The following is an 18,255-nucleotide window of genomic DNA, read 5'->3' on the forward strand; positions in this document are numbered from 1 at the left end:
TCGAGCGCAGCCGAGAGCGGGAGAGGGCACCCCACAACGCCGGGAAGGACCGTCTGCCCCGCCCGGCACCCACGCCGGGTGCCCACGTATCCGGCCCCCACAGCGAACGGCCCCGCCCACCAGGGCGAGGCCGTTCACCACACGCATCACACCGTCACCGGCGCGCAACCCCCTCCGCACGGGCCGCCGCCGCCACCGCCGCCGTGACGGCCGGCGCGACGCGCTCGTCGAACGGGGACGGGATGACGTAGTCCGCCGCGAGGTCGTCACCCACGACGGAGGCCAGCGCCTCGGCCGCCGCCAGCTTCATGCCCTCGGTGATCCGGGACGCCCGCACCTGCAGCGCGCCCGCGAAGATGCCCGGGAACGCCAGCACGTTGTTGATCTGGTTCGGGAAGTCCGACCGCCCCGTCGCCACGACCGCCGCGTACTTGTGCGCGACCTCGGGGTGCACCTCGGGGTTCGGGTTGGCCATGGCGAACACGAACGCGCCCTCGGCCATCGAGGCCACCGCCGGCTCCGGCACCGTGCCGCCGGAGACGCCGATGAAGACGTCGGCGCCCGCGAGGGCCGCCTCCAGCGAGCCCGTCAGCCCGGCCTTGTTGGTGAAGGAGGCCAGCTCCTGCTTGACGGACGTCAGGTCGTCCCGGTCGGCCGAGACGATGCCCTTGCGGTCGGTGACCGCGACGTCCCCGATGCCGGCCTCGACCAGCATCTTGGCGATGGCGACACCGGCCGCGCCCGCGCCCGAGATCACCGCCCGCAGCTCGCCCAGCGTCCGCCCGCTCAGCCGCGCCGCGTTCCGCAGCGCCGCCAGCGTCACGACCGCCGTGCCGTGCTGGTCGTCGTGGAAGACCGGGATGTCCAGCCGCTCCTGGAGCTTGCGCTCGATCTCGAAGCACCGCGGCGCCGAGATGTCCTCCAGGTTGACTCCGCCGAAGGAGGGCGCGAGGCGCACCACCGTCTCGACGATGTCGTCGGCGTCCGTGCAGTTCAGCGCGATCGGGACCGCGTCCACGCCGCCGAACTGCTTGAAAAGGATCGCCTTGCCTTCCATCACCGGAAGGGATGCCTCGGGACCGATGTCCCCGAGGCCCAGAACCGCCGTACCGTCCGTCACGACCGCCACGACCGACGACTTCCATGTGTAGTCGTGCACGAGGTCGGGCTGCTCGGCGATCGCGCTGCACACTTTCGCGACGCCGGGCGTGTACGCCAGGGACAGGTCGTCCTTGTCGCGGACCGGCACGGTGGCCTGCACAGCCATCTTGCCGCCGCGGTGCAGCGCGAACGCCGGATCGAAGGAGTCGAGGGGCTCCGCCCCGGTCTCCTGGTCCGCACCGGCGTCGTTGTCGCTGCGAGGATTGACGATCTCCGCTGCCACTTTGTCTTACCCCTTAAGTGTTCATGGTCTGAGGGTTTGTCCGTTCCTGGTGAGGAACGGGCGGGCACCGCGCAGGAACATGGGCACGTTGATGCCGCATGGGCCCCTGCGCGACGGGCGCGCCGCACACGCGCCCTGAGCCCCTGATGAGGGGTGTGAGGAACCTTCTTACCCGACGGACGCCCCCCGCGACGAGTCTGATAAGCGCAAGCTCACATGCCGGACGCCGCACGCCGCATGCCGGTGACATGACTCATAGCCGGGGATCCGGCCAACTTCCCTTTACCTCTTGACAGTCCCGGAAAACAGCACCTCAACGGAGGCACGCACCCGCGAACCGTGTCCACATAACGAGAAAGTCCGAAGATCTTCCGGTCGGGGAGACCGATTCCCGCAAAGGTTCGGTCGTGATGTACCGACCTGGTGCAGTTCGGGTGGTCGCCCGTTATCCGATTTTGACATGACGACTCCCCTGTACGGCCGAGTCCGAATGGCAAGATGCCGTAATCACACGAGGTCGCGGCACTCGAAGGCGTGTGCTCCCGTCGACCCACGGCGCCTGCCGGTCCCCCGGCCGGCGTCCCGTCCCATCGGCAACTCCCTCATCCGCCGGAGGAACCACCATGACCGCACGCTCCACCCGTCGTACGACCGCCGCGCAGTACCGGCCAGCCGCGGTCGGTGCGATCGCGGTCGCAGGCGCCCTGCTGCTCACCGGATGCGGCGACCAGACCAAGAAGAAGAACGACGACGGCGGCGACAGCCGGTCCGCTTCGAGCGCCCCGCTGGCCGAAAAGCTGCCGCAGGCGATACGTGACAAGGGCGTCATCAAGGTCGGATCCGACATCGCCTACGCTCCGGTCGAATTCAAGGACGACTCCGGCAGGACCGTCGGCATCGACCCCGATCTCGCCGCCGCCATGGGCAAGCAGCTCGGCGTGAAGTTCGAGTTCCAGAACGCCACGTTCGACACCCTCATCGGCGGTCTCGCCTCCAAGCGCTACGACATCGCCATGTCGGCCATGACCGACACCAAGGACCGGCAGGAGGGAATCGACTCCGACACCGGCAAGAAGGTCGGCGCCGGCGTCGACTTCGTCGACTACTTCACCGCGGGCGTCTCGCTCTACACCAACAAGGGCGACGACCAGTCCATCAAGACCTGGGACGACCTGTGCGGCAAGACCATGGCGGTCCAGCGCAACACCTTCTCCCACGACCTCGCCAAGGAACAGGCGGCGAAGTGCAAGAAGGACGGCAAGGCCACGCTGAAGATCGAGGACTTCGCGACGAACCCCGAGGCCGAGACCCGGATGCGCTCCAAGGGCGCCGACGTCGTCTCCGCCGACTTCCCGATCGCCGCGTACTCGGTGAAGAACTCCGGCGGCGGCAAGTACTTCGAGATCGTCGGCGACCAGGTCGAGGCGGGCCCGTACGGCATCGCCGTCGCCAAGGACAACACCCAGCTGCGCGACGCGCTCCAGGCGGCCATGCAGGCGGTCATCGACAGCGGCGAGTACAAGAAGATCGTCGACAAGTGGGGTGTCGCGGACGGCGCGGTCACCGAGGCCAAGATCAACGGCGGCTCCTGAACCGTCCCGTTCGACGCGGCTCTGAAAGGCTCCATCCGTGACTGTTGACGTCAACAAGACGACCGGTCCCGACGCGAGGCCCCCCGCCGGACCGGAGGCCATCAAGGCCGTTCCGGTCCGGCACCCGGGACGGTACGTGTCCGCGGTCGTCGCGCTCGCCCTTCTGGGCTCGGTCGTCTACGCCTTCGCGCAAGGCAAGATCAACTGGGGTGCGATCCCCGACTACTTCTTCGACGACCGCATCCTCGAAGGCGTCTGGAACACCCTGGTCCTCACGGTGCTCTCGATGGTGATCGGCATCGCCGGCGGCATCCTGCTCGCCGTGATGAGGCTGTCGAAGAACCCGGTGACCTCGTCCATCGCGTGGTTCTACATCTGGTTCTTCCGCGGCACGCCGGTCCTGGTCCAGCTCTTCGTCTGGTTCAACCTGGGTCTGGTGTTCGAGTACATCAACCTGGGCCCGGTCTACAAGGACTACTGGTCGTCCTTCATGACGCCGCTGCTGACAGCGCTGCTCGGTCTGGGGCTCAACGAGGCCGCCTACATGGCCGAGATCTGCCGCGCCGGTCTGCTCTCGGTCGACGAGGGGCAGACCGAGGCGTCGCACGCCCTGGGCATGAGCCACACGAAGACGCTGCGCCGGATCGTGATCCCGCAGGCGATGCGGGTCATCGTGCCGCCGACGGGCAACGAGGTCATCAACATGCTGAAGACGACCTCGCTCGTCTCGGCGGTGCAGTTCTACGACCTCTTCAAGCAGGCCCAGGACATCGGCCAGAACGCGGGCTCCCCGGTCGAGATGTACTTCCTGGCCGCGGCCTGGTACCTGATCATGACCTCGATCCTGAGCGTCGGGCAGTACTACGTCGAGCGCCACTACGCCCGCGGGTCGAGCCGCTCCCTGCCGCCGACACCGCTGCAGCGCCTCAGGGCCGCGGTCCTGCCCACGCGCCGCCCGAAGGGAGCCGCGGCATGAAGCAGTCCTCCCACGCCATGGTGAAGGCCGAGGGCGTCCACAAGTCCTTCGGAGCGGTCGAGGTCCTCAAGGGCATCGACCTGGAGGTGAGGACCGGCGAGGTGTTCTGCCTCATCGGCCCCTCCGGCTCCGGCAAGTCCACCTTCCTCAGGTGTATCAACCACCTCGAGAAGATCAACGCAGGACGTCTTTACGTCGACGGGGAGCTCGTCGGCTACCGCCAGAAGGGCGACAGGCTCTACGAGCTCAAGGACAGCGAGGTAGCCCTCAAGCGCCGGGACATCGGCATGGTCTTCCAGCGCTTCAACCTGTTCCCGCACATGACGGCAGCCGAGAACGTCATGGAGGCACCGGTCCAGGTCAAGGGCATCGCCAAGGGCCAGGCCAGGGAGCGCGCGATGCAGCTCCTGGAGCGCGTGGGCCTGGCCGACAAGGCCGGCAACTACCCCTCGCAGCTCTCCGGCGGCCAGCAGCAGCGGGTCGCGATCGCGCGGGCCCTGGCGATGGACCCGAAGCTGATGCTGTTCGACGAGCCGACCTCGGCCCTGGACCCGGAGCTGGTCGGTGACGTCCTCGACGTCATGCGCGACCTGGCCGAGTCCGGCATGACGATGGTCGTGGTCACCCATGAGATGGGCTTCGCCCGCGAGGTGGGCGACAGCCTGGTGTTCATGGACGGCGGCGTGGTGGTCGAGTCGGGCAACCCGCGCGACGTGCTGACCGACCCGCAGCACGAGCGGACGAAGGCCTTCCTCTCCAAGGTCCTCTGAGCACACGCGCCCGCCCGAGGGGGCGGTACGGATCTCCGTACCGCCCCCTCGGCATGCGGCCCTCCCCGCTGCTCCTACTTGAGCGCCAGCAGCAGCGTGTCCGACGGCGAGCACCACACCGGCCGCACCTCGCCGAAGCCCTTCTCGCGCAGCACGCGCGCGTGCCAGGCCGCCGAGGGCATCTCGCCGTCGGCGTGCTCGCCGTAGAGCTCGAAACGCCGGGCCGTGGGCTCGGCGAGGACGGGGTCCTTCGCGGCGAGCTGCCACCATTCGGACCAGTCGAGGGCCCCGCCCCGCCTGGCCTCCTCCATGCGGGCGTGCCGCTGGGCGCGCTCCGCCGCGTTGATCCGGGGCGTCGTCTCGTCGATCATGTGGTCCGCGTTCATGAAGACACCGCCGTCGCGGACCAGCTCCGCGACCTGGCCGTAGAGGGCCGTGAGAGGTTCGGCGTGGAACCAGTGCAGGGCCGTCGCGGTCAGGACGGCGTCGTAGGAGTCGTACGGCAGCTTCGCCGGCCAGTCGGGGTCCTTGAGGTCGGCGGTGACGAAGGAGACCCGGTCGTCCCCCGCGAAGGTGCCCTCGGCTATGGCGAGCAGCGCGGGATCCAGGTCCACACCGGTGCTGACCGCCTCCGGGAATCGGGCGAGCAGCCGGGCGGTGATGGTGCCGGTGCCGCAGGCGAGGTCGAGCACCCGCGGCGCCGGTCCGGTCAGGGCCTCGACCATGTCCAGCATGATCCGGAAGCGCTCCTCGCGGTCCGGCATGTACCACTCCTGCTGCCGGTCCCAGCTCTCCTGCCAGGCGTTCCAGTCCGCACCGGCCGTGGTGATCTCCGCGTCCGTCATCGAGCCCCTCCGTCACATCGACACACGTAATACCCTGTATGCACGATCAGCTGTTACCTGACCGCAGGCACGACCATAGAGCCCCTCCGTAAGGACTACAAGTGGAACTGGCCTATTACTCGGATTACGCCGTACGCCTCGTCAACACCGAGGAACCGGCGCGGGGACAGGACTCCCTGACCTCGGTCGAGGCCGTCCGGGAGCTCTTCGGTGCCAACCGGTCGGCGGCCCGGCGGGCCACCGACTCCGATGTCACGCGATTCCGCTCGGTGCGGGGACGGCTGCGCGCGGTCTTCGAGGCGGCCGACGAGGGCGACGAGACACTCGCCGTGGACCTCCTGAACTCCCTGCTCCTGGAGTTCCCCGTGAGCCCGCAGATCTCCGGCCACGACCATCGCGACGACGACGGCCGCCCGCTGTGGCACATGCACCTGGCGGACCACCCGTCCAACGCGACCGCCGGTTTCGCCGCCATCGCCGCGATGGGCCTGGCCTTCCACCTCACCGAGTACGGCGTGGACCGCCTCGGCCTGTGCCAGGCGCCCCCGTGCCGCAACGCCTACCTGGACACCTCCACCAACCGCTCGCGGCGCTACTGCTCCGACCGCTGCGCCACCCGCGCCAACGTGGCGGCCTACCGCGCCCGCAAGCGCCTGGAGGCCGACCGGTCGGACAGCACCGGCCTGAGCGCCGAGAGGGCCCAGCGGACCACGGCGAGCGGCGAGCGCTGACCGGGCCGCGGCGGCCGGTACCGGAACCGCACCCTGCCCAGCACGAGGTCCTCGGGAACCGTGCCGTAGTCGGTGCTGTCGCCGCCGGCGAAGGCGTTGTCCCCGAGCACCCACCAGCCGGTCCCGCGCCGCTCCGCCGCCCGCTTGACGACGAGCAGGTCCTGCTGGAACGGATGCCGCAGCACGACCACGTCCCCCGGCCTGACCCTGGCCCCCCAGTGCACGAGGAGCAGGTCCCCGTGGTGCAGCGTGGGCACCATCGACGGACCGGTCACCTCGGCGGGCCCGAACGGCAGCGTCCCTCGCGCCCGCCCGGTCTCCTGCGACGACTCCGGCATCACCCGGCACCTCCCCGGTCATTCCTCCACCAGTCTCAGTCTCACCCCGGACTTTTGTCCTAAGCCCACGGGGCCACTCGCGAAAACGAGCCTCCCAGGGAGTAATGTCCCCCCTGAGAAGACGATCACGAGGAAGGAATGCTCCATGCTTTCCCGCCTGTTTGCCCCCAAGGTCACGGTCAGCGCCCACTGCGACCTGCCCTGCGGCGTGTACGACCCGGCCCAGGCCCGCATCGAGGCGGAGTCGGTGAAGGCCGTCCAGGAGAAGATGGCCGGCAACGACGACCCGCACTTCCAGGCGCGTGCCACGGTCATCAAGGAGCAGCGCGCCGAGCTCGCGAAGCACCACGTCTCCGTGCTGTGGAGCGACTACTTCAAGGCCCCGCACTTCGAGAAGTACCCGGAGCTGCACCAGCTGGTCAACGACACCCTGAAGGCCCTGTCGGCCGCCAAGGCGTCCACCGACCCGGCCACCGGCCAGAAGGCCCTGGACTACATCGCCCAGATCGACAAGATCTTCTGGGAGACCAAGAAGGCCTGATCTCCGGCCAGGCCGCCCGACCCGCACTTTCGCGGGTCTGACTGCCCACCTGTCCGCACCCGGCCCGCAGGCCGCCGAGCACGGCGGCCATGACGGACCGGGTGCGGTCTTTTCATGGCCCCTGTGCAGCAGCCCGGCGGTCTTCGTCGGGCTTGCGAGCCGGCTCGTCACCACGGTCCCGCCGCACCTGCGGCGGCCTTCCCGCCCCGGCCCCCGATGCCACCCGGCGCACCGGTCACCGGCCGTCGTTCTCCGTACGGGAGTTACGCCGCCCCCTCATAGCCACACGGCCCCGATCCGGGCAGCGGCCCGGCCCCGCCCGAACCGTACGGGCTGGGGCCGGGCCGGGGCGCTCCGGTGTCCTGCGCGACCGTGGCCGCGGCCGGTCAGGTACTGCGCCGGGTCACGAACTCGGCGAGGGCGAGCAGGCCGCCCGCCGCCTCCGGCTCGGGCACCGCCCGGGCCAGCTCGTGCATGGCCCGCGCCATCCGGTCGGCCGCCTCGGCCTGGGCCCAGTCCCGGCCGCCCGCCCGCTCCACGGCCAGCGCGGTGAGCTCCAGGTCCTCCTCCCCCTCCACGAACGGTGTCGCGTACAGCTCGGCGAGCGCGGCGGCCTCGGGGGTGCCGGAGCCGAGGGCGGCCACGACCGGCAGCGACTTCTTGCGGGCGGCCAGATCCGCACCGGCCGGTTTGCCCGTGCGGCCCGGGTCGCCCCATATGCCGATGACGTCGTCGATGAGCTGGAAGGCCAGCCCGGCCTCGCGGCCGAAGGCGTCCAGCGCTTCGACGTCCTCGTCGGCCGCGCCGGCGTACAGCGCCCCGAGGGCACAGGCGCATCCGAGCAGCGCACCGGTCTTGGCCTCCGCCATCGCGAGCGTCTCCTCCAGGGTGACCTCGCCCGGACCACGGTGTTCCATGGCGGTGTCCGCGTGCTGTCCCTCGCACAGCTCCATGACACAGTCCGCGAGCCGGGCGGCGGCCGCCGCGGACGCCGGGTGCGGGTCCGCGGCGAGCAGCCGCAGGGCCAGTGCCTGGAGGGCGTCTCCTGCCAGGATCGCGTCGGCATCGCCGAACACGGTCCACGCGGTGGGCCGGTGGCGGCGGGTGGTGTCCCGGTCCATCACGTCGTCGTGCAGCAACGTGAAGTTGTGGACCAGCTCCACCGCGGCCGCCGCCCGGACCGCCGCCGCCCTGGCCACCGGACCGCCGAGTGCGGCGGCCGAGACGAGGACGAGGGCGGGACGGATCGCCTTGCCCGCGTTCCCGGCCGCCGGCGTGCCGTCCGCGTGCTGCCATCCGAAGTGGTAGAGCGCGATGCGGCGCATCGTGGCGGGCAATGACGCGATGGCGGAGCGCAGTTCGGGATCGACCGAGGCCCTGGAGCGACGCAGCAGCGTCACCGCCTCCCGTTCCTCGGACTCCCCGGCATCGCTGCCGTCCGCCACCGCCGGACCGGGCCCGGCGGACGGCTGCCCCGGCTCACTGTCGCGCTGTGCGCCGATGAGCCCGTGCCGGTCCAGGGTTCCGGTGGGACGAGGCGTATCGGTGGCACTCGGCCCAGCTTCCATCACCGGCTCACCTCCCCCACGCGTCCGTCTTCGTCCCCCCGGGCTGTACCCACCCGTGACGGCGGGAACACGGCGTTCGGGGAACAGGAGTCACCGCCAGCGGCCGATCTCGACGTTCTCCAGGACACCGAGCGCGTCCGGCACGAGGACCGCGGCCGAGAAGTAGGCCGTGACCAGGTACTTGATGATGGCCTGTTCGTTGATGCCCATGAAGCGCACCGACAGGCTCGGCTCGATCTCGTCCGGGATGCCGGCGGCCCGAAGACCGATGACGCCCTGGTCCGCCTCTCCGGTACGCATCGCGATGATCGAGGTCGTACGGGCCTCGGTGACCGGGATCTTGTTGCAGGGGTAGATGGGCACACCGCGCCAGGTGGGGATGCGGTTGCCGGCGATGTCGATCGTCTCGGGGACGAGCCCGCGCTTGTTGAGCTCGCGTCCGATGGCCGCGATGGCCCGCGGGTGGGCGAGGAGCAGTTTGGTGCCGCGCCGGCGGCTGAGCAGCTCGTCCAGGTCGTCCGGGCCGGGCACGCCGTCGTGCGGCTGGAGTCGCTGGTCGTACTCGCAGTTGTGCAGCAGGCCGAACTCGCGGTTGTTGATGAGCTCGTGCTCCTGGCGCTCCTTCAGCGCCTCGACCGTCAGCCGGATCTGCTGCTCGGTCTGGTTCATCGGCTGGTTGTAGAGGTCGGCCACGCGCGAGTGGATGCGCAGCACGGTCTGGACGACGCTCAGTTCGTACTCGCGAGGGCTGGCCTCGTAGTCGACGAAGGTGTGCGGGATGTCCGGCTCACCGCTGTGGCCGGCGGCGAGGTCGATCGCCTTCTCGCCATGCTTGTTGGTGCGCTGTGCGGGGATCGAGCGCCGCTGCCGCAGGTGGTCGCGCAGGGAGTCGGCACGCTCCGCGATCTGTTCCACCTCCTGGCGGGGCAGCACGAGCACCGTGCAGGCGGTGACCGTACGGGCGGTGTACTCCCAGATGGCGTCCCCGTCCAGCAGGGCGTGGTCGCCGAAGTAGGCGCCGTCCGCGAGGACTCCGAGGACCGCGTCGTCGCCGTACGGACCGGTGCCGACCTTCTCCACCCTGCCGTGCGCGAGCAGGTAGACCTCGTCGACCTGCCCGCCGAAGGAGGTGATCACCTCTCCCGGGCCGAACTCCCGCTGCTCGCACCGCTGGGCGAGTTCCGCGAGGACCTCCTCGTCCTCGTACGAGCGCAGGGCCGGCAGTTCGCACAGCTCCGCGGGGATGACCTCGACCCGGTCCCCGGTCTTCACGAACGTCACCCGGCCGTCGCCCACGGCGAAGGTCAGACGCCGGTTCACCCGGTACGTGCCGCCCTGGATGTCCACCCAGGGAAGCGTGCGCAGCAGCCAGCGGGAGCTGATCTCCTGCATCTGGGGTACGGACTTGGTCGTGGTGGCCAGGTTCCGCGCGGCCGCCGTGCCGAGACTCTGCTGCGGCCTGGTCTGCTCGGTGCGGACCTCTTCGCCTACCGACATAAGGAATTGCCCTCCCGGTCATGCCGGACGCTTGCCCCGGCATCGATGTGCGACGACCAGCCTTCCTCACCGAGCGTGCTGGTGCTATTACACGAAAGAGCGGGAATGGATCCCCGGCCGCCGGGGCATGAACGGCGGCCTGCCCCGGCTACCGCGAGGTCGCGGTCCCTCGCCCCTCCCGCGCTCCGGACCGGGCGAGAGGTGTCCGGATCCGCTCGCACACGGACCGAACACCGCCCGCCGGACAGTAAGGGCCGCTCCGTTTCGGTAGAAGCACCGTACGAGGCGGTCGCGTCCGGCGGCCGTCGCGCAGCGCGAAGGAGTCGGCCATGGCCTCACCCATGTCCGCGGGCAGTTTCCTCAAGGCCCTGAAGGCGGAGGGGCTCACCGTCGTCGAGGTCGGCGACTGGCGGCACCACAACCGTAACCACAAGGGCCCGTGGGGTCCGGTCCACGGCGTGATGATCCACCACACGGTCACCAGGGGCAGCGCCCGCACCGTGGACATCTGCCGCAAGGGGTACGAAGGGCTGCCGGGGCCGCTGTGCCACGGGGTCGTCACCAAGGACGGCAGGGTGCATCTGGTCGGCTACGGCAGGGCCAACCACGCCGGACTCGGCGACGACGAGGTCCTGCGCGCGGTCATCGCGGAGAAGAGACTGCCCCGGGACAACGAGGCGAACACCGACGGAAACCGGCACTTCTACGGCTTCGAGTGCGAGAACCTGGGCGACGGCGAGGACCCCTGGCCGGCGGCCCAGCTGGAGGCGATCGAGCGGGCCGCGGCGGCGGTCTGCCGCCACCACGGCTGGAACGAACGGTCCGTCATCGGCCACCACGAATGGCAGCCGGGGAAGGTCGACCCGCGGGGGTTCTCCATGTCGTCCATGCGGGAGCGGATCCGGGACCGGCTCAAGTGACCTCGTGCGGTGTGGGGCGCGGGGCGACAATGGCGGGGTGACCAGCACCGACCCGCCCGGCCTCGCCTCCCTGCGCCCCCTGCTGCCCTCACCGTCGCACGAGGTCGTGGACGAGCGGTTCGAGCGGCACGGGGTGCGGCTGCTGCTGAAGCGGGACGACCTGATCCACCCGGAGCTGATCGGCAACAAATGGCGCAAACTCGCGCCCACTCTCGCCGCGGCGCACGGCCGTACCGTCGTCACCTTCGGGGGTGCCTACTCCAACCATCTGCGCGCCACGGCCGCCGCGGGCCGGCTGCTCGGGCTGCCCACGGTCGGTGTGGTGCGCGGCGAGGAGCTGGCCGGCCGGCCGCTCAACCCCTCCCTGGCCCGGTGCGCGGCCGACGGGATGCGGCTGCACTTCACCGACCGCGCGACGTACCGGCACAAGGCCGAACCCGGGACCCTGGCGGCCCTGCTGCGGGCGGCGGGCGCCGAGGGCGCGGTCGTCGTACCGGAGGGCGGCAGCAACGCCGCGGCCGTCCGCGGCTGCCGGGCGCTCGGCGAGGAACTGGGCGACACCGCCGACGTCGTCGCGCTCGCCTGCGGTACCGGCGGGACGCTCGCCGGGCTGGCCGCCGGTCTCCCCCGCGGCCGGCGGGCACTCGGGATACCGGTGCTCAAGGGCGGCTTCCTGGACGACGACGTACGCCGGCTGCAGCGGCTGGCCTTCGGCGGACCGCGCGGCGACTGGAGCCTCGACCACCGCTTCCACTTCGGCGGCTATGCACGGGTCACCGCCGAGCTCGACGCGTTCGCCGAGGACTTCGAGCGGCGCCACGGCCTTCCCGTCGAGCGTCTCTATGTCGCCAAAATGCTGTACGGCCTGCTCGCCCTGACCGAGGAGGGCGCCTTCCCCCGCGGCACGACCCTCGCGGCGGTCGTCACCGGCCGCCCCTTCCCGTGACGGGCCCGGCCCCTCGCGGACACCGGGCGGGAAGAACCGCCGGCGGCGGTGCTACACGGCCTCCCGGTACGCCGCCGCCTCCTCCAGGTCCAGGCGGCGCAGCAGTGTCCGCAGCATCTCGTCGTCGATGTGGCGGCCGTCCCGCAGCCGGACGAACACCTCGCGTTCCGCACTGATCATCTCCCGGGACAGCCGGCGATAGGTGTCGTCGACGGACTCGCCGGTGACGGGGTTGGCCTGGCCCAGGCGCTCCCAGACGGCGTTGCGGCGACGTTCCAGGACCGTGCGCAGACGGTCGGCGAGGGGCGCCGGCAGGGCGTTGCGCTCGTCGGCGAGCAGCTCGTCCAGGCGCTGCTCGGCGATCCGGGAGGCCTGTGCCTGGGCGTTGGCCTCCGCGAGCGTCCCGGCCTGCGCGTCGCGGGCCGGGAACTTCAGCAGCCGGATCAGCGGGGGCAGGGTCACCCCCTGCACGACCAGTGTGCCGATGACGGTGGTGAAGGTCAGGAACAGAATCAGGTTGCGTTCGGGGAAGGGCGCGCCGCCGTGCACGGTGAGCGGGATGGAGAAAGCGATGGCCAGGGAGACCACGCCCCGCATGCCGGCCCAGCCGATCACGAACGGCCCCTTCCAGCCGGGGTCCTCCTCGCGCGCGCGGACGCGTGCCGACAGCAGCCGCGGCAGGAAGGCCGCCGGGTACACCCACACGAGCCGGGCCGCGGCGACGACCAGGAAGACGGCGAGCGCGTACCAGGCCGTGTCGACGCCCTCGTACGCCCCGAGCCCCTCGAGGACGACGGGCAGCTGCAGCCCGATCAGGGCGAACACGGCCGACTCCAGGACGAAGGCGACCATCTTCCAGACCGCCTCCTCCTGCAGGCGGGTGGCGAAATCGACCTCCCACGCGCGGTGGCCGAGATGGAGGGCGACGACCACCACCGCCAGCACCCCGGAGGCGTGCACCTGCTCGGCGGCCGCGTACGCGACGAAGGGGATCAGCAGGGAGAGCGTGTTCTGGAGCAGGGCCTCCTTCACATGCGTGCGCAGCCAGTGGATCGGCACCATCAGCACCAGCCCGACGCCGACTCCGCCGACCGCGGCGATCAGGAACTCGCCGATGCCGCCGGCCCAGGTGGCGCCCTCGCCGACCGCCGCGGCGAGGGCCACTTTGTAGGCGGTGATCGCGGTCGCGTCGTTCACCAGGGACTCGCCCTGGAGGATCGTGGTGATCCGGGACGGCAGTCCCACCCGGCGGGCGACCGCCGTGGCCGCGACCGCGTCCGGCGGTGCCACCACGGCGCCGAGCACCAGCGCGGCGGTCAGTGGCAGCCCCGGCACGATCAGGTAGGCGGCGCAACCGACGACGAAGGTCGCGAAGAGGACGTACCCCACGGACAGCAGCGCGACCGGCCGCAACTGGGCCCGCAGATCGAGGTAGGAGCTGTCGGTGGCCGCCGTGTAGAGCAGCGGGGGCAGGAGCAGGGGCAGGACGACGTGGGGGTCGAGGGTGTAGTCGGGCACCCCGGGGACGTAGCTGACCGCCAGTCCCGCGGCGACCAGCAGCAGCGGGGCCGGCACCGGGGTGCGCCGTCCCGCCGCGGCGATCGCGGCGCTGCCCGCCACCAGCAGCAGCAGCGGCATCACGTCCATGGTCCTCGCCCACCCTTTTTCTCCGCCCGGCCGGCCGCGCGCCCGTCGTAACCTGGCCATCATGAAACAGTGCACGCACGCCGACGCGCTGCCGCACCCGGAGCCGGAGCCGCTGAGCGACACCTGTCCGGAATGCCTGGCCGAGGGCACGGAGCCGGTGCAGCTGCGGCTGTGCCTCACCTGCGGCCACGTCGGCTGCTGCGACTCCTCACCGGGGCGGCACGCGACGGCGCACCACGAGAGGACCGGCCACCCCCTGGTGCGGACCTTCGAGCCCGGGGAGAACTGGCGCTGGTGCTTCGTCGACCACGTGCTCGTGTGACTCTCGCACGGGAGTGCCGGGGTACGGTTCGACCGTCCGGCGCCTGGGTACGTCAACCCGGCGCGCGCTCTTCCGATTTGAGCCCGCCGAACCCCTAGCCACTGTGCGTGTCCATATGTTTACTATGAGTGACAGCAAGGGGTCGGGGTCCCGGGACGGAAGACGTCGGAGCGCGATAGCGTCACCGCTGAACCACGTGTCGCGTTACCCCCGAGGGGCGACCCCGGGTCCTGTAACGCTTGTACCACCTTGGAGGTGAGGGTGTCCCAGATCGCAGGCGAGCCCGCGACCCAGGACTTCGTGGAAGTCCGGCTGCCGGCCGCGGGTGCCTACCTGTCGGTGCTGCGTACGGCGACGGCCGGCCTCGCAGCCCGCTTGGACTTCACCCTCGACGAGATCGAGGACCTGCGCATCGCAGTCGACGAGGCCTGCGCGATCCTGCTGCAGCAGGCCGTGCCCGGCTCGGTGCTCAGTTGCGTCTTCCGTCTCGTCGACGACTCGCTCGAAGTCACTGTCTCGGCGCCGACCACGGACGGTCACGCCCCCTCACGGGACACCTTCGCCTGGACCGTGCTGTCCGCCCTGGCGGGCAAGGTCTCCTCCGCCGTGGACGAGGACAGGACCGTTTCGATCAGCCTCTACAAACAGCGCGGCGCGGGACCCGGGCCGACGTGAGGAACGGGGACGGGCCGGTGCAGGACGAAGAGCGCGGCACACGGGAGCTTGCGGCCGAGGACGCACGCTCCGGGAACGAGGCCCCACGCATGACGGACGGCATCGACGGCATCCCCGAGCAGGCCCGGCCGCACCCGGAGGACGACGCCCCCGGGGCGGGCGGCCGCGACGGTGCCGTGCGGAGCGCCCCCGCGGACGGGGGGACCGGGAGCACGCCCGCCCGGCCTCCCCGAGCGGAGGCGAGGGCTCGGGGAAGGGCGACGGGCGGGACGATGAGCGAGCACGAGCGGCACTCCGGGGACCGGGCGACGGGCACGCGCAGCGTTCAGGGCACCCGGCACGACCCGCAGGACCGCAGCGAGGCACGTGCCCTGTTCGCCGAGCTGCGGACGCTGACGAAGGACACGGCCGAGTACGCGGAGCTGCGCAATCGGCTGGTCCGCATGCATCTGCCGCTCGTCGAGCACCTCGCCCGCCGCTTCCGCAACCGCGGCGAGCCTCTGGACGACCTCACGCAGGTCGCCACGATCGGCCTGATCAAGTCGGTCGACCGTTTCGACCCGGACCGCGGCGTCGAGTTCTCCACGTACGCGACCCCGACGGTCGTCGGCGAGATCAAGCGGCACTTCCGGGACAAGGGCTGGGCGGTGCGCGTCCCGCGCCGGCTCCAGGAGCTGCGGCTGTCCCTGACGACGGCCACGGCGGAGCTCTCCCAGCTGCACGGCCGCTCCCCCACCGTCCACGAGCTCGCCGAGAAGCTGGCGATCTCCGAGGAGGAGGTCCTGGAGGGCCTGGAGTCCGCCAACGCGTACTCCACGCTGTCCCTGGACGTCCCGGACACCGACGACGAGTCCCCGGCGGTCGCGGACACCCTGGGCGCCGAGGACGAGGCCCTGGAGGGCGTCGAGTACCGGGAGTCGCTCAAACCGCTGCTGGAGGACCTGCCGCCGCGGGAGAAGCGGATCCTGCTGCTGCGCTTCTTCGGCAACATGACCCAGTCGCAGATCGCGCAGGAGGTCGGGATCTCCCAGATGCACGTGTCGCGGCTGCTGGCGCGGACGCTGGCACAGCTGCGGGAGAAGCTGCTGGTCGAGGAGTAGCCGCCGGTGTCCGGGCCCTGTCCGGCACCGGTTCCGGCCGTGTTCGGCCGGGTGACGGCCGTCACCCGGCTGTTTCTTCGCCGCCCCTACTTCTCCGCACTCTCCGCGCGGCCTGGGCCCCGGATGCCGAGGGCCCGGGTCGTCGTGGGATTCATGAGCAGGACCAGCGCCGTGACGGACACGACGGCGAGCACGATCCCCGCGGGAATGGCCACGCTGTCGGCCTGCAGCAGGTTGTAGGCCACCGGCAGCGCCATGATCTGCGTGATCACGGCGGGGCCGCGGCTCCACCCGCGCCGGGCGAGCAGGCCGCGGGCGGCGAGCAACGGCAGCAGGGCCAGGACGATCAGGGTGATGCCGCCGGTGACTGCCGAGGTCCGGTCGTCGGGCCGTCCCGTGAGCCCCTCCACGAGCATCCAGACGCCGCCGGCGACGAGCGCCAGCCCCTCCAGCGCGGCGAGCGCGGCCGCGCCGGTCAGCCGTCCGGGGCGGGCGCCCGCCTCTTCGGCGGCTTCGGCTTCCGGGGTGGGGGTCTGCTCACTGCTCACCCCTGAAGGGTAGCCCGCACGGCGCCGGTGCCCGCGCGGCGGTCGGCGGGCCCGACCCGGGCCGGCCTCTTACCCGATCCCTACCTCGGTCTGGGCCGGGTACCGCCCAGTAGGTACCCTGCACAGCATGCGTGCACTTCTCGTGGTCAATCCGGCGGCAACCACCACGAGCGCGCGCACGCGCGACGTGCTGATCCACGCGCTCGCGAGCGAGATGAAGCTCGAGGCGGTCACCACCGAGTACCGCGGCCACGCACGGGACCTCGGCCGGCAGGCCGCGCAGAGCGACGACATCGACCTCGTGGTGGCCCTCGGCGGCGACGGCACGGTGAACGAGGTCGTCAACGGCCTGCTGCACGCCGGCCCCGACCCGGAGCACCTGCCCGGTCTCGCGGTGGTCCCCGGCGGCTCCACCAACGTCTTCGCCCGCGCCCTCGGCCTGCCCAACCACGCGGTGGAGGCCACCGGCGCCCTGCTCGACGCACTGCGCGAGGGCAGCGAACGCACCGTCGGCCTCGGTCTGGCCTCCGGCACGCCCGGCTCGGAGGACGAGGCGGTGCCGGCCCGCTGGTTCACCTTCAACGCGGGACTCGGTTTCGACGCCGGTGTGGTCGGACGGGTCGAGCAGCACCGGGAGCAGGGCAGGAAGTCCACCCACGCCCTCTACGTCCGCCAGGTGGTCCGCCAGCTCATCGGGGAACCGCACCGCCGCAGCGGCACGATCACCCTGGAGCGCGCCGGCGAGGACCCGGTCACCGATCTGGTGCTGTCCATAGTCTCGAACACGTGCCCGTGGACGTTCCTCGGCAACCGCCCCATCTACGCGTCGCCCAGGGCCTCGTTCGACACAGGCCTCGACGTCTTCGGGCTCAGCCGCCTGTCCACGGCCGCGGTTGCCCGGTATGGCACCCAGTTGCTCACTTCGTCCCCCGAGCGCGGCCCCCGCGGCAAGCACGCCGTCTCCCTGCACGATCTGAGCGACTTCACCTTGCATTCGAAGGTGCCGCTGCCCCTGCAGATGGACGGTGACCACCTGGGGCTGCGAACGAGCGTGACGTTCACAGGCGTACGCCGTGCACTGCGTGTGATTGTGTGAGCAGAACTGGCAAAAGTCCTTTCACTCGAACGTTTAGGCCAGGGTCCACCCCATAGAAGTACGGCTGTGACCTAGTCGACACCGAAGAATCAAAAAAAACTTTCCGGAAGGGGTTGTATCCGCCGCCGAGGTTTGCGAGTCTCTTCATGGCGATCGGGACGGCCCGCAACACCAGCCTCCACAGATCACCGGAACCCCTCTTCAAACCCAAGGACCAACGCCGGGAACCTGGCGGTAGGCCCTTCCCTTGTTGAGGGATTCGTGAAAGCGTTCACATTCACAAGCACCTGCACGTAATACCAAGGAGAGGTAGCAGCCATGGACTGGCGTCACCGCGCCGTTTGCCGCGAGGAAGACCCCGAGCTCTTCTTCCCCATCGGCAACACCGGTCCCGCGCTGCTGCAGATCGAGGAAGCCAAGGCCGTCTGCCGCCGCTGCCCCGTCATGGAGCAGTGCCTGCAGTGGGCGCTCGAGTCCGGCCAGGACTCCGGCGTCTGGGGTGGTCTCAGCGAGGACGAGCGCCGCGCGATGAAGCGCCGTGCCGCCCGCAACCGTGCTCGTCAGGCCTCCGCCTGACCTGCCACCCCTGCTGACAGCCTGAGCTTGGCGGCGCGTGTGCCTCACGGCGTTACTTCGTAGACAGCACGTACGCAACCCCCCGCCCCCGAGCCGCAGCGCGCAGTACCCCGATGCTCCGCATCGCATGAGCACTGGCCCCGGACCGTCACCGGTCCGGGGCTTTTTGCTGTCCCGGCGCAG

At 70.8% G+C, this 18,255-nt stretch carries 19 protein-coding genes; 12 read left to right on the plus strand and 7 right to left on the minus strand.

Annotated features, from left to right (window positions below):
- Positions 1-154: 154 nt before the first annotated feature.
- Positions 155-1,384: an NADP-dependent malic enzyme gene (locus tag ACFYOJ_RS02655; protein ID WP_356550340.1), complete on the minus strand. Its 1,230-nt coding sequence runs from the start codon at positions 1,382-1,384 to the stop codon at positions 155-157.
- Between the two features lie 623 nt (positions 1,385-2,007).
- Here ACFYOJ_RS02655 and ACFYOJ_RS02660 point away from each other — a divergent pair.
- Genes ACFYOJ_RS02660 through ACFYOJ_RS02670 form a run of 3 tightly spaced genes read left to right on the plus strand, consistent with a single transcriptional unit; the run spans position 2,008 to position 4,722 of the window.
- Positions 2,008-2,976, plus strand: a complete 969-nt coding sequence (locus tag ACFYOJ_RS02660; protein ID WP_356550342.1) for an ABC transporter substrate-binding protein — start codon at positions 2,008-2,010, stop codon at positions 2,974-2,976.
- Positions 2,977-3,013: 37 nt separating this feature from the next.
- Complete coding sequence (locus ACFYOJ_RS02665; RefSeq protein ID WP_356550344.1) at positions 3,014-3,952, plus strand: amino acid ABC transporter permease; 939 nt, start codon at positions 3,014-3,016, stop codon at positions 3,950-3,952.
- Positions 3,949-4,722 carry an amino acid ABC transporter ATP-binding protein gene (locus ACFYOJ_RS02670; RefSeq protein ID WP_356550346.1) on the plus strand — a complete coding sequence of 258 codons (774 nt, stop codon included), beginning with the start codon at positions 3,949-3,951 and terminating at the stop codon, positions 4,720-4,722. Before ACFYOJ_RS02665 ends, ACFYOJ_RS02670 begins: the two co-directional genes overlap by 4 nt.
- A gap of 74 nt (positions 4,723-4,796) precedes the next feature.
- Here ACFYOJ_RS02670 and ACFYOJ_RS02675 read toward each other — a convergent pair whose 3' ends face one another.
- On the minus strand, positions 4,797-5,567 hold the full coding sequence (locus ACFYOJ_RS02675) for a class I SAM-dependent methyltransferase (protein WP_356550348.1): 771 nt from the start codon (positions 5,565-5,567) through the stop codon (positions 4,797-4,799).
- 101 nt (positions 5,568-5,668) lie between these two features.
- Between ACFYOJ_RS02675 and ACFYOJ_RS02680 the strand changes: the two genes are divergently transcribed.
- The gene (locus ACFYOJ_RS02680) at positions 5,669-6,298 is read left to right on the plus strand and encodes a CGNR zinc finger domain-containing protein (protein ID WP_356550350.1); all 630 of its coding nucleotides are present in this window, start codon (positions 5,669-5,671) and stop codon (positions 6,296-6,298) included.
- Here the strand turns inward: ACFYOJ_RS02680 and sodX are convergent.
- Entirely contained in the window at positions 6,202-6,636 is a 435-nt protein-coding gene (gene sodX, locus ACFYOJ_RS02685) for a nickel-type superoxide dismutase maturation protease (protein WP_356550351.1), read from the minus strand. The two genes, ACFYOJ_RS02680 and sodX, sit on opposite strands and share 97 nt — an antisense overlap.
- 145 nt (positions 6,637-6,781) lie before the next feature.
- Between sodX and sodN the strand changes: the two genes are divergently transcribed.
- Entirely contained in the window at positions 6,782-7,177 is a 396-nt protein-coding gene (gene sodN / locus ACFYOJ_RS02690; RefSeq protein WP_356550353.1) for a superoxide dismutase, Ni, read from the plus strand.
- A gap of 386 nt (positions 7,178-7,563) precedes the next feature.
- Here sodN and ACFYOJ_RS02695 read toward each other — a convergent pair whose 3' ends face one another.
- Positions 7,564-8,745, minus strand: coding sequence for a family 2 encapsulin nanocompartment cargo protein polyprenyl transferase (locus ACFYOJ_RS02695; RefSeq protein WP_356550355.1), 1,182 nt, complete (start codon positions 8,743-8,745; stop codon positions 7,564-7,566).
- Positions 8,746-8,835: 90 nt separating this feature from the next.
- Positions 8,836-10,242, minus strand: a complete 1,407-nt coding sequence (locus ACFYOJ_RS02700; protein ID WP_356550357.1) for a family 2B encapsulin nanocompartment shell protein — start codon at positions 10,240-10,242, stop codon at positions 8,836-8,838.
- 329 nt (positions 10,243-10,571) lie between these two features.
- Between ACFYOJ_RS02700 and ACFYOJ_RS02705 the strand changes: the two genes are divergently transcribed.
- Positions 10,572-11,162 (plus strand): N-acetylmuramoyl-L-alanine amidase, encoded by a 591-nt coding sequence (locus ACFYOJ_RS02705; RefSeq protein WP_356550359.1) that lies wholly within the window; start codon positions 10,572-10,574, stop codon positions 11,160-11,162.
- A gap of 37 nt (positions 11,163-11,199) precedes the next feature.
- On the plus strand, positions 11,200-12,108 hold the full coding sequence (locus tag ACFYOJ_RS02710) for a pyridoxal-phosphate dependent enzyme (protein ID WP_356550360.1): 909 nt from the start codon (positions 11,200-11,202) through the stop codon (positions 12,106-12,108).
- A 51-nt stretch (positions 12,109-12,159) separates the two neighbouring features.
- Here ACFYOJ_RS02710 and ACFYOJ_RS02715 read toward each other — a convergent pair whose 3' ends face one another.
- A complete protein-coding gene (locus ACFYOJ_RS02715; RefSeq protein WP_356550361.1) occupies positions 12,160-13,755 on the minus strand; it encodes a Na+/H+ antiporter in 1,596 nt (531 codons plus the stop codon).
- Positions 13,756-13,816: 61 nt separating this feature from the next.
- Between ACFYOJ_RS02715 and ACFYOJ_RS02720 the strand changes: the two genes are divergently transcribed.
- The 3 genes from ACFYOJ_RS02720 to ACFYOJ_RS02730 all read left to right on the plus strand — a co-directional run bounded on the left by ACFYOJ_RS02720 (position 13,817) and on the right by ACFYOJ_RS02730 (position 15,852).
- Entirely contained in the window at positions 13,817-14,077 is a 261-nt protein-coding gene (locus ACFYOJ_RS02720) for a UBP-type zinc finger domain-containing protein (RefSeq protein ID WP_356550363.1), read from the plus strand.
- A gap of 261 nt (positions 14,078-14,338) precedes the next feature.
- The gene (locus ACFYOJ_RS02725) at positions 14,339-14,752 is read left to right on the plus strand and encodes an anti-sigma regulatory factor (RefSeq protein ID WP_351995178.1); all 414 of its coding nucleotides are present in this window, start codon (positions 14,339-14,341) and stop codon (positions 14,750-14,752) included.
- Positions 14,749-15,852, plus strand: a complete 1,104-nt coding sequence (locus ACFYOJ_RS02730; protein WP_356550364.1) for an RNA polymerase sigma factor SigF — start codon at positions 14,749-14,751, stop codon at positions 15,850-15,852. Before ACFYOJ_RS02725 ends, ACFYOJ_RS02730 begins: the two co-directional genes overlap by 4 nt.
- An 86-nt stretch (positions 15,853-15,938) precedes the next feature.
- Here ACFYOJ_RS02730 and ACFYOJ_RS02735 read toward each other — a convergent pair whose 3' ends face one another.
- Positions 15,939-16,400 carry a hypothetical protein gene (locus ACFYOJ_RS02735; protein WP_356550365.1) on the minus strand — a complete coding sequence of 154 codons (462 nt, stop codon included), beginning with the start codon at positions 16,398-16,400 and terminating at the stop codon, positions 15,939-15,941.
- Positions 16,401-16,527: 127 nt separating this feature from the next.
- Here ACFYOJ_RS02735 and ACFYOJ_RS02740 point away from each other — a divergent pair, with 127 nt between their 5' ends.
- Both ACFYOJ_RS02740 and ACFYOJ_RS02745 read left to right on the plus strand, forming a co-directional pair.
- Complete coding sequence (locus tag ACFYOJ_RS02740) at positions 16,528-17,496, plus strand: diacylglycerol kinase family protein (protein ID WP_356550366.1); 969 nt, start codon at positions 16,528-16,530, stop codon at positions 17,494-17,496.
- Between the two features lie 318 nt (positions 17,497-17,814).
- Positions 17,815-18,072, plus strand: a complete 258-nt coding sequence (locus tag ACFYOJ_RS02745; RefSeq protein WP_003973730.1) for a WhiB family transcriptional regulator — start codon at positions 17,815-17,817, stop codon at positions 18,070-18,072.
- Positions 18,073-18,255: the final 183 nt, after the last annotated feature.

The organism is Streptomyces sp. NPDC006384 (assembly GCF_042870695.1).
In the GTDB taxonomy this organism is placed as follows: Bacteria; Actinomycetota; Actinomycetes; order Streptomycetales; family Streptomycetaceae; genus Streptomyces.

Bases quoted from the DNA above. Each gene is read 5' to 3' on its own strand.
- ACFYOJ_RS02660 (WP_356550342.1), top strand. From the start codon at position 2,008: ATGACCGCACGCTCCACCCGTCGTACGACCGCCGCGCAGTACCGGCCA.
- ACFYOJ_RS02700 (WP_356550357.1), bottom strand. From the start codon at position 10,242: ATGTCGGTAGGCGAAGAGGTCCGCACCGAGCAGACCAGGCCGCAGCAG.
- ACFYOJ_RS02720 (WP_356550363.1), top strand. From the start codon at position 13,817: ATGAAACAGTGCACGCACGCCGACGCGCTGCCGCACCCGGAGCCGGAG.
- ACFYOJ_RS02705 (WP_356550359.1), top strand. From the start codon at position 10,572: ATGGCCTCACCCATGTCCGCGGGCAGTTTCCTCAAGGCCCTGAAGGCG.
- sodN (WP_356550353.1), top strand. From the start codon at position 6,782: ATGCTTTCCCGCCTGTTTGCCCCCAAGGTCACGGTCAGCGCCCACTGC.
- sodX (WP_356550351.1), bottom strand. From the start codon at position 6,636: ATGCCGGAGTCGTCGCAGGAGACCGGGCGGGCGCGAGGGACGCTGCCG.
- ACFYOJ_RS02745 (WP_003973730.1), top strand. From the start codon at position 17,815: ATGGACTGGCGTCACCGCGCCGTTTGCCGCGAGGAAGACCCCGAGCTC.
- ACFYOJ_RS02695 (WP_356550355.1), bottom strand. From the start codon at position 8,745: ATGGAAGCTGGGCCGAGTGCCACCGATACGCCTCGTCCCACCGGAACC.
- ACFYOJ_RS02675 (WP_356550348.1), bottom strand. From the start codon at position 5,567: ATGACGGACGCGGAGATCACCACGGCCGGTGCGGACTGGAACGCCTGG.
- ACFYOJ_RS02670 (WP_356550346.1), top strand. From the start codon at position 3,949: ATGAAGCAGTCCTCCCACGCCATGGTGAAGGCCGAGGGCGTCCACAAG.
- ACFYOJ_RS02740 (WP_356550366.1), top strand. From the start codon at position 16,528: ATGCGTGCACTTCTCGTGGTCAATCCGGCGGCAACCACCACGAGCGCG.
- ACFYOJ_RS02715 (WP_356550361.1), bottom strand. From the start codon at position 13,755: ATGGACGTGATGCCGCTGCTGCTGCTGGTGGCGGGCAGCGCCGCGATC.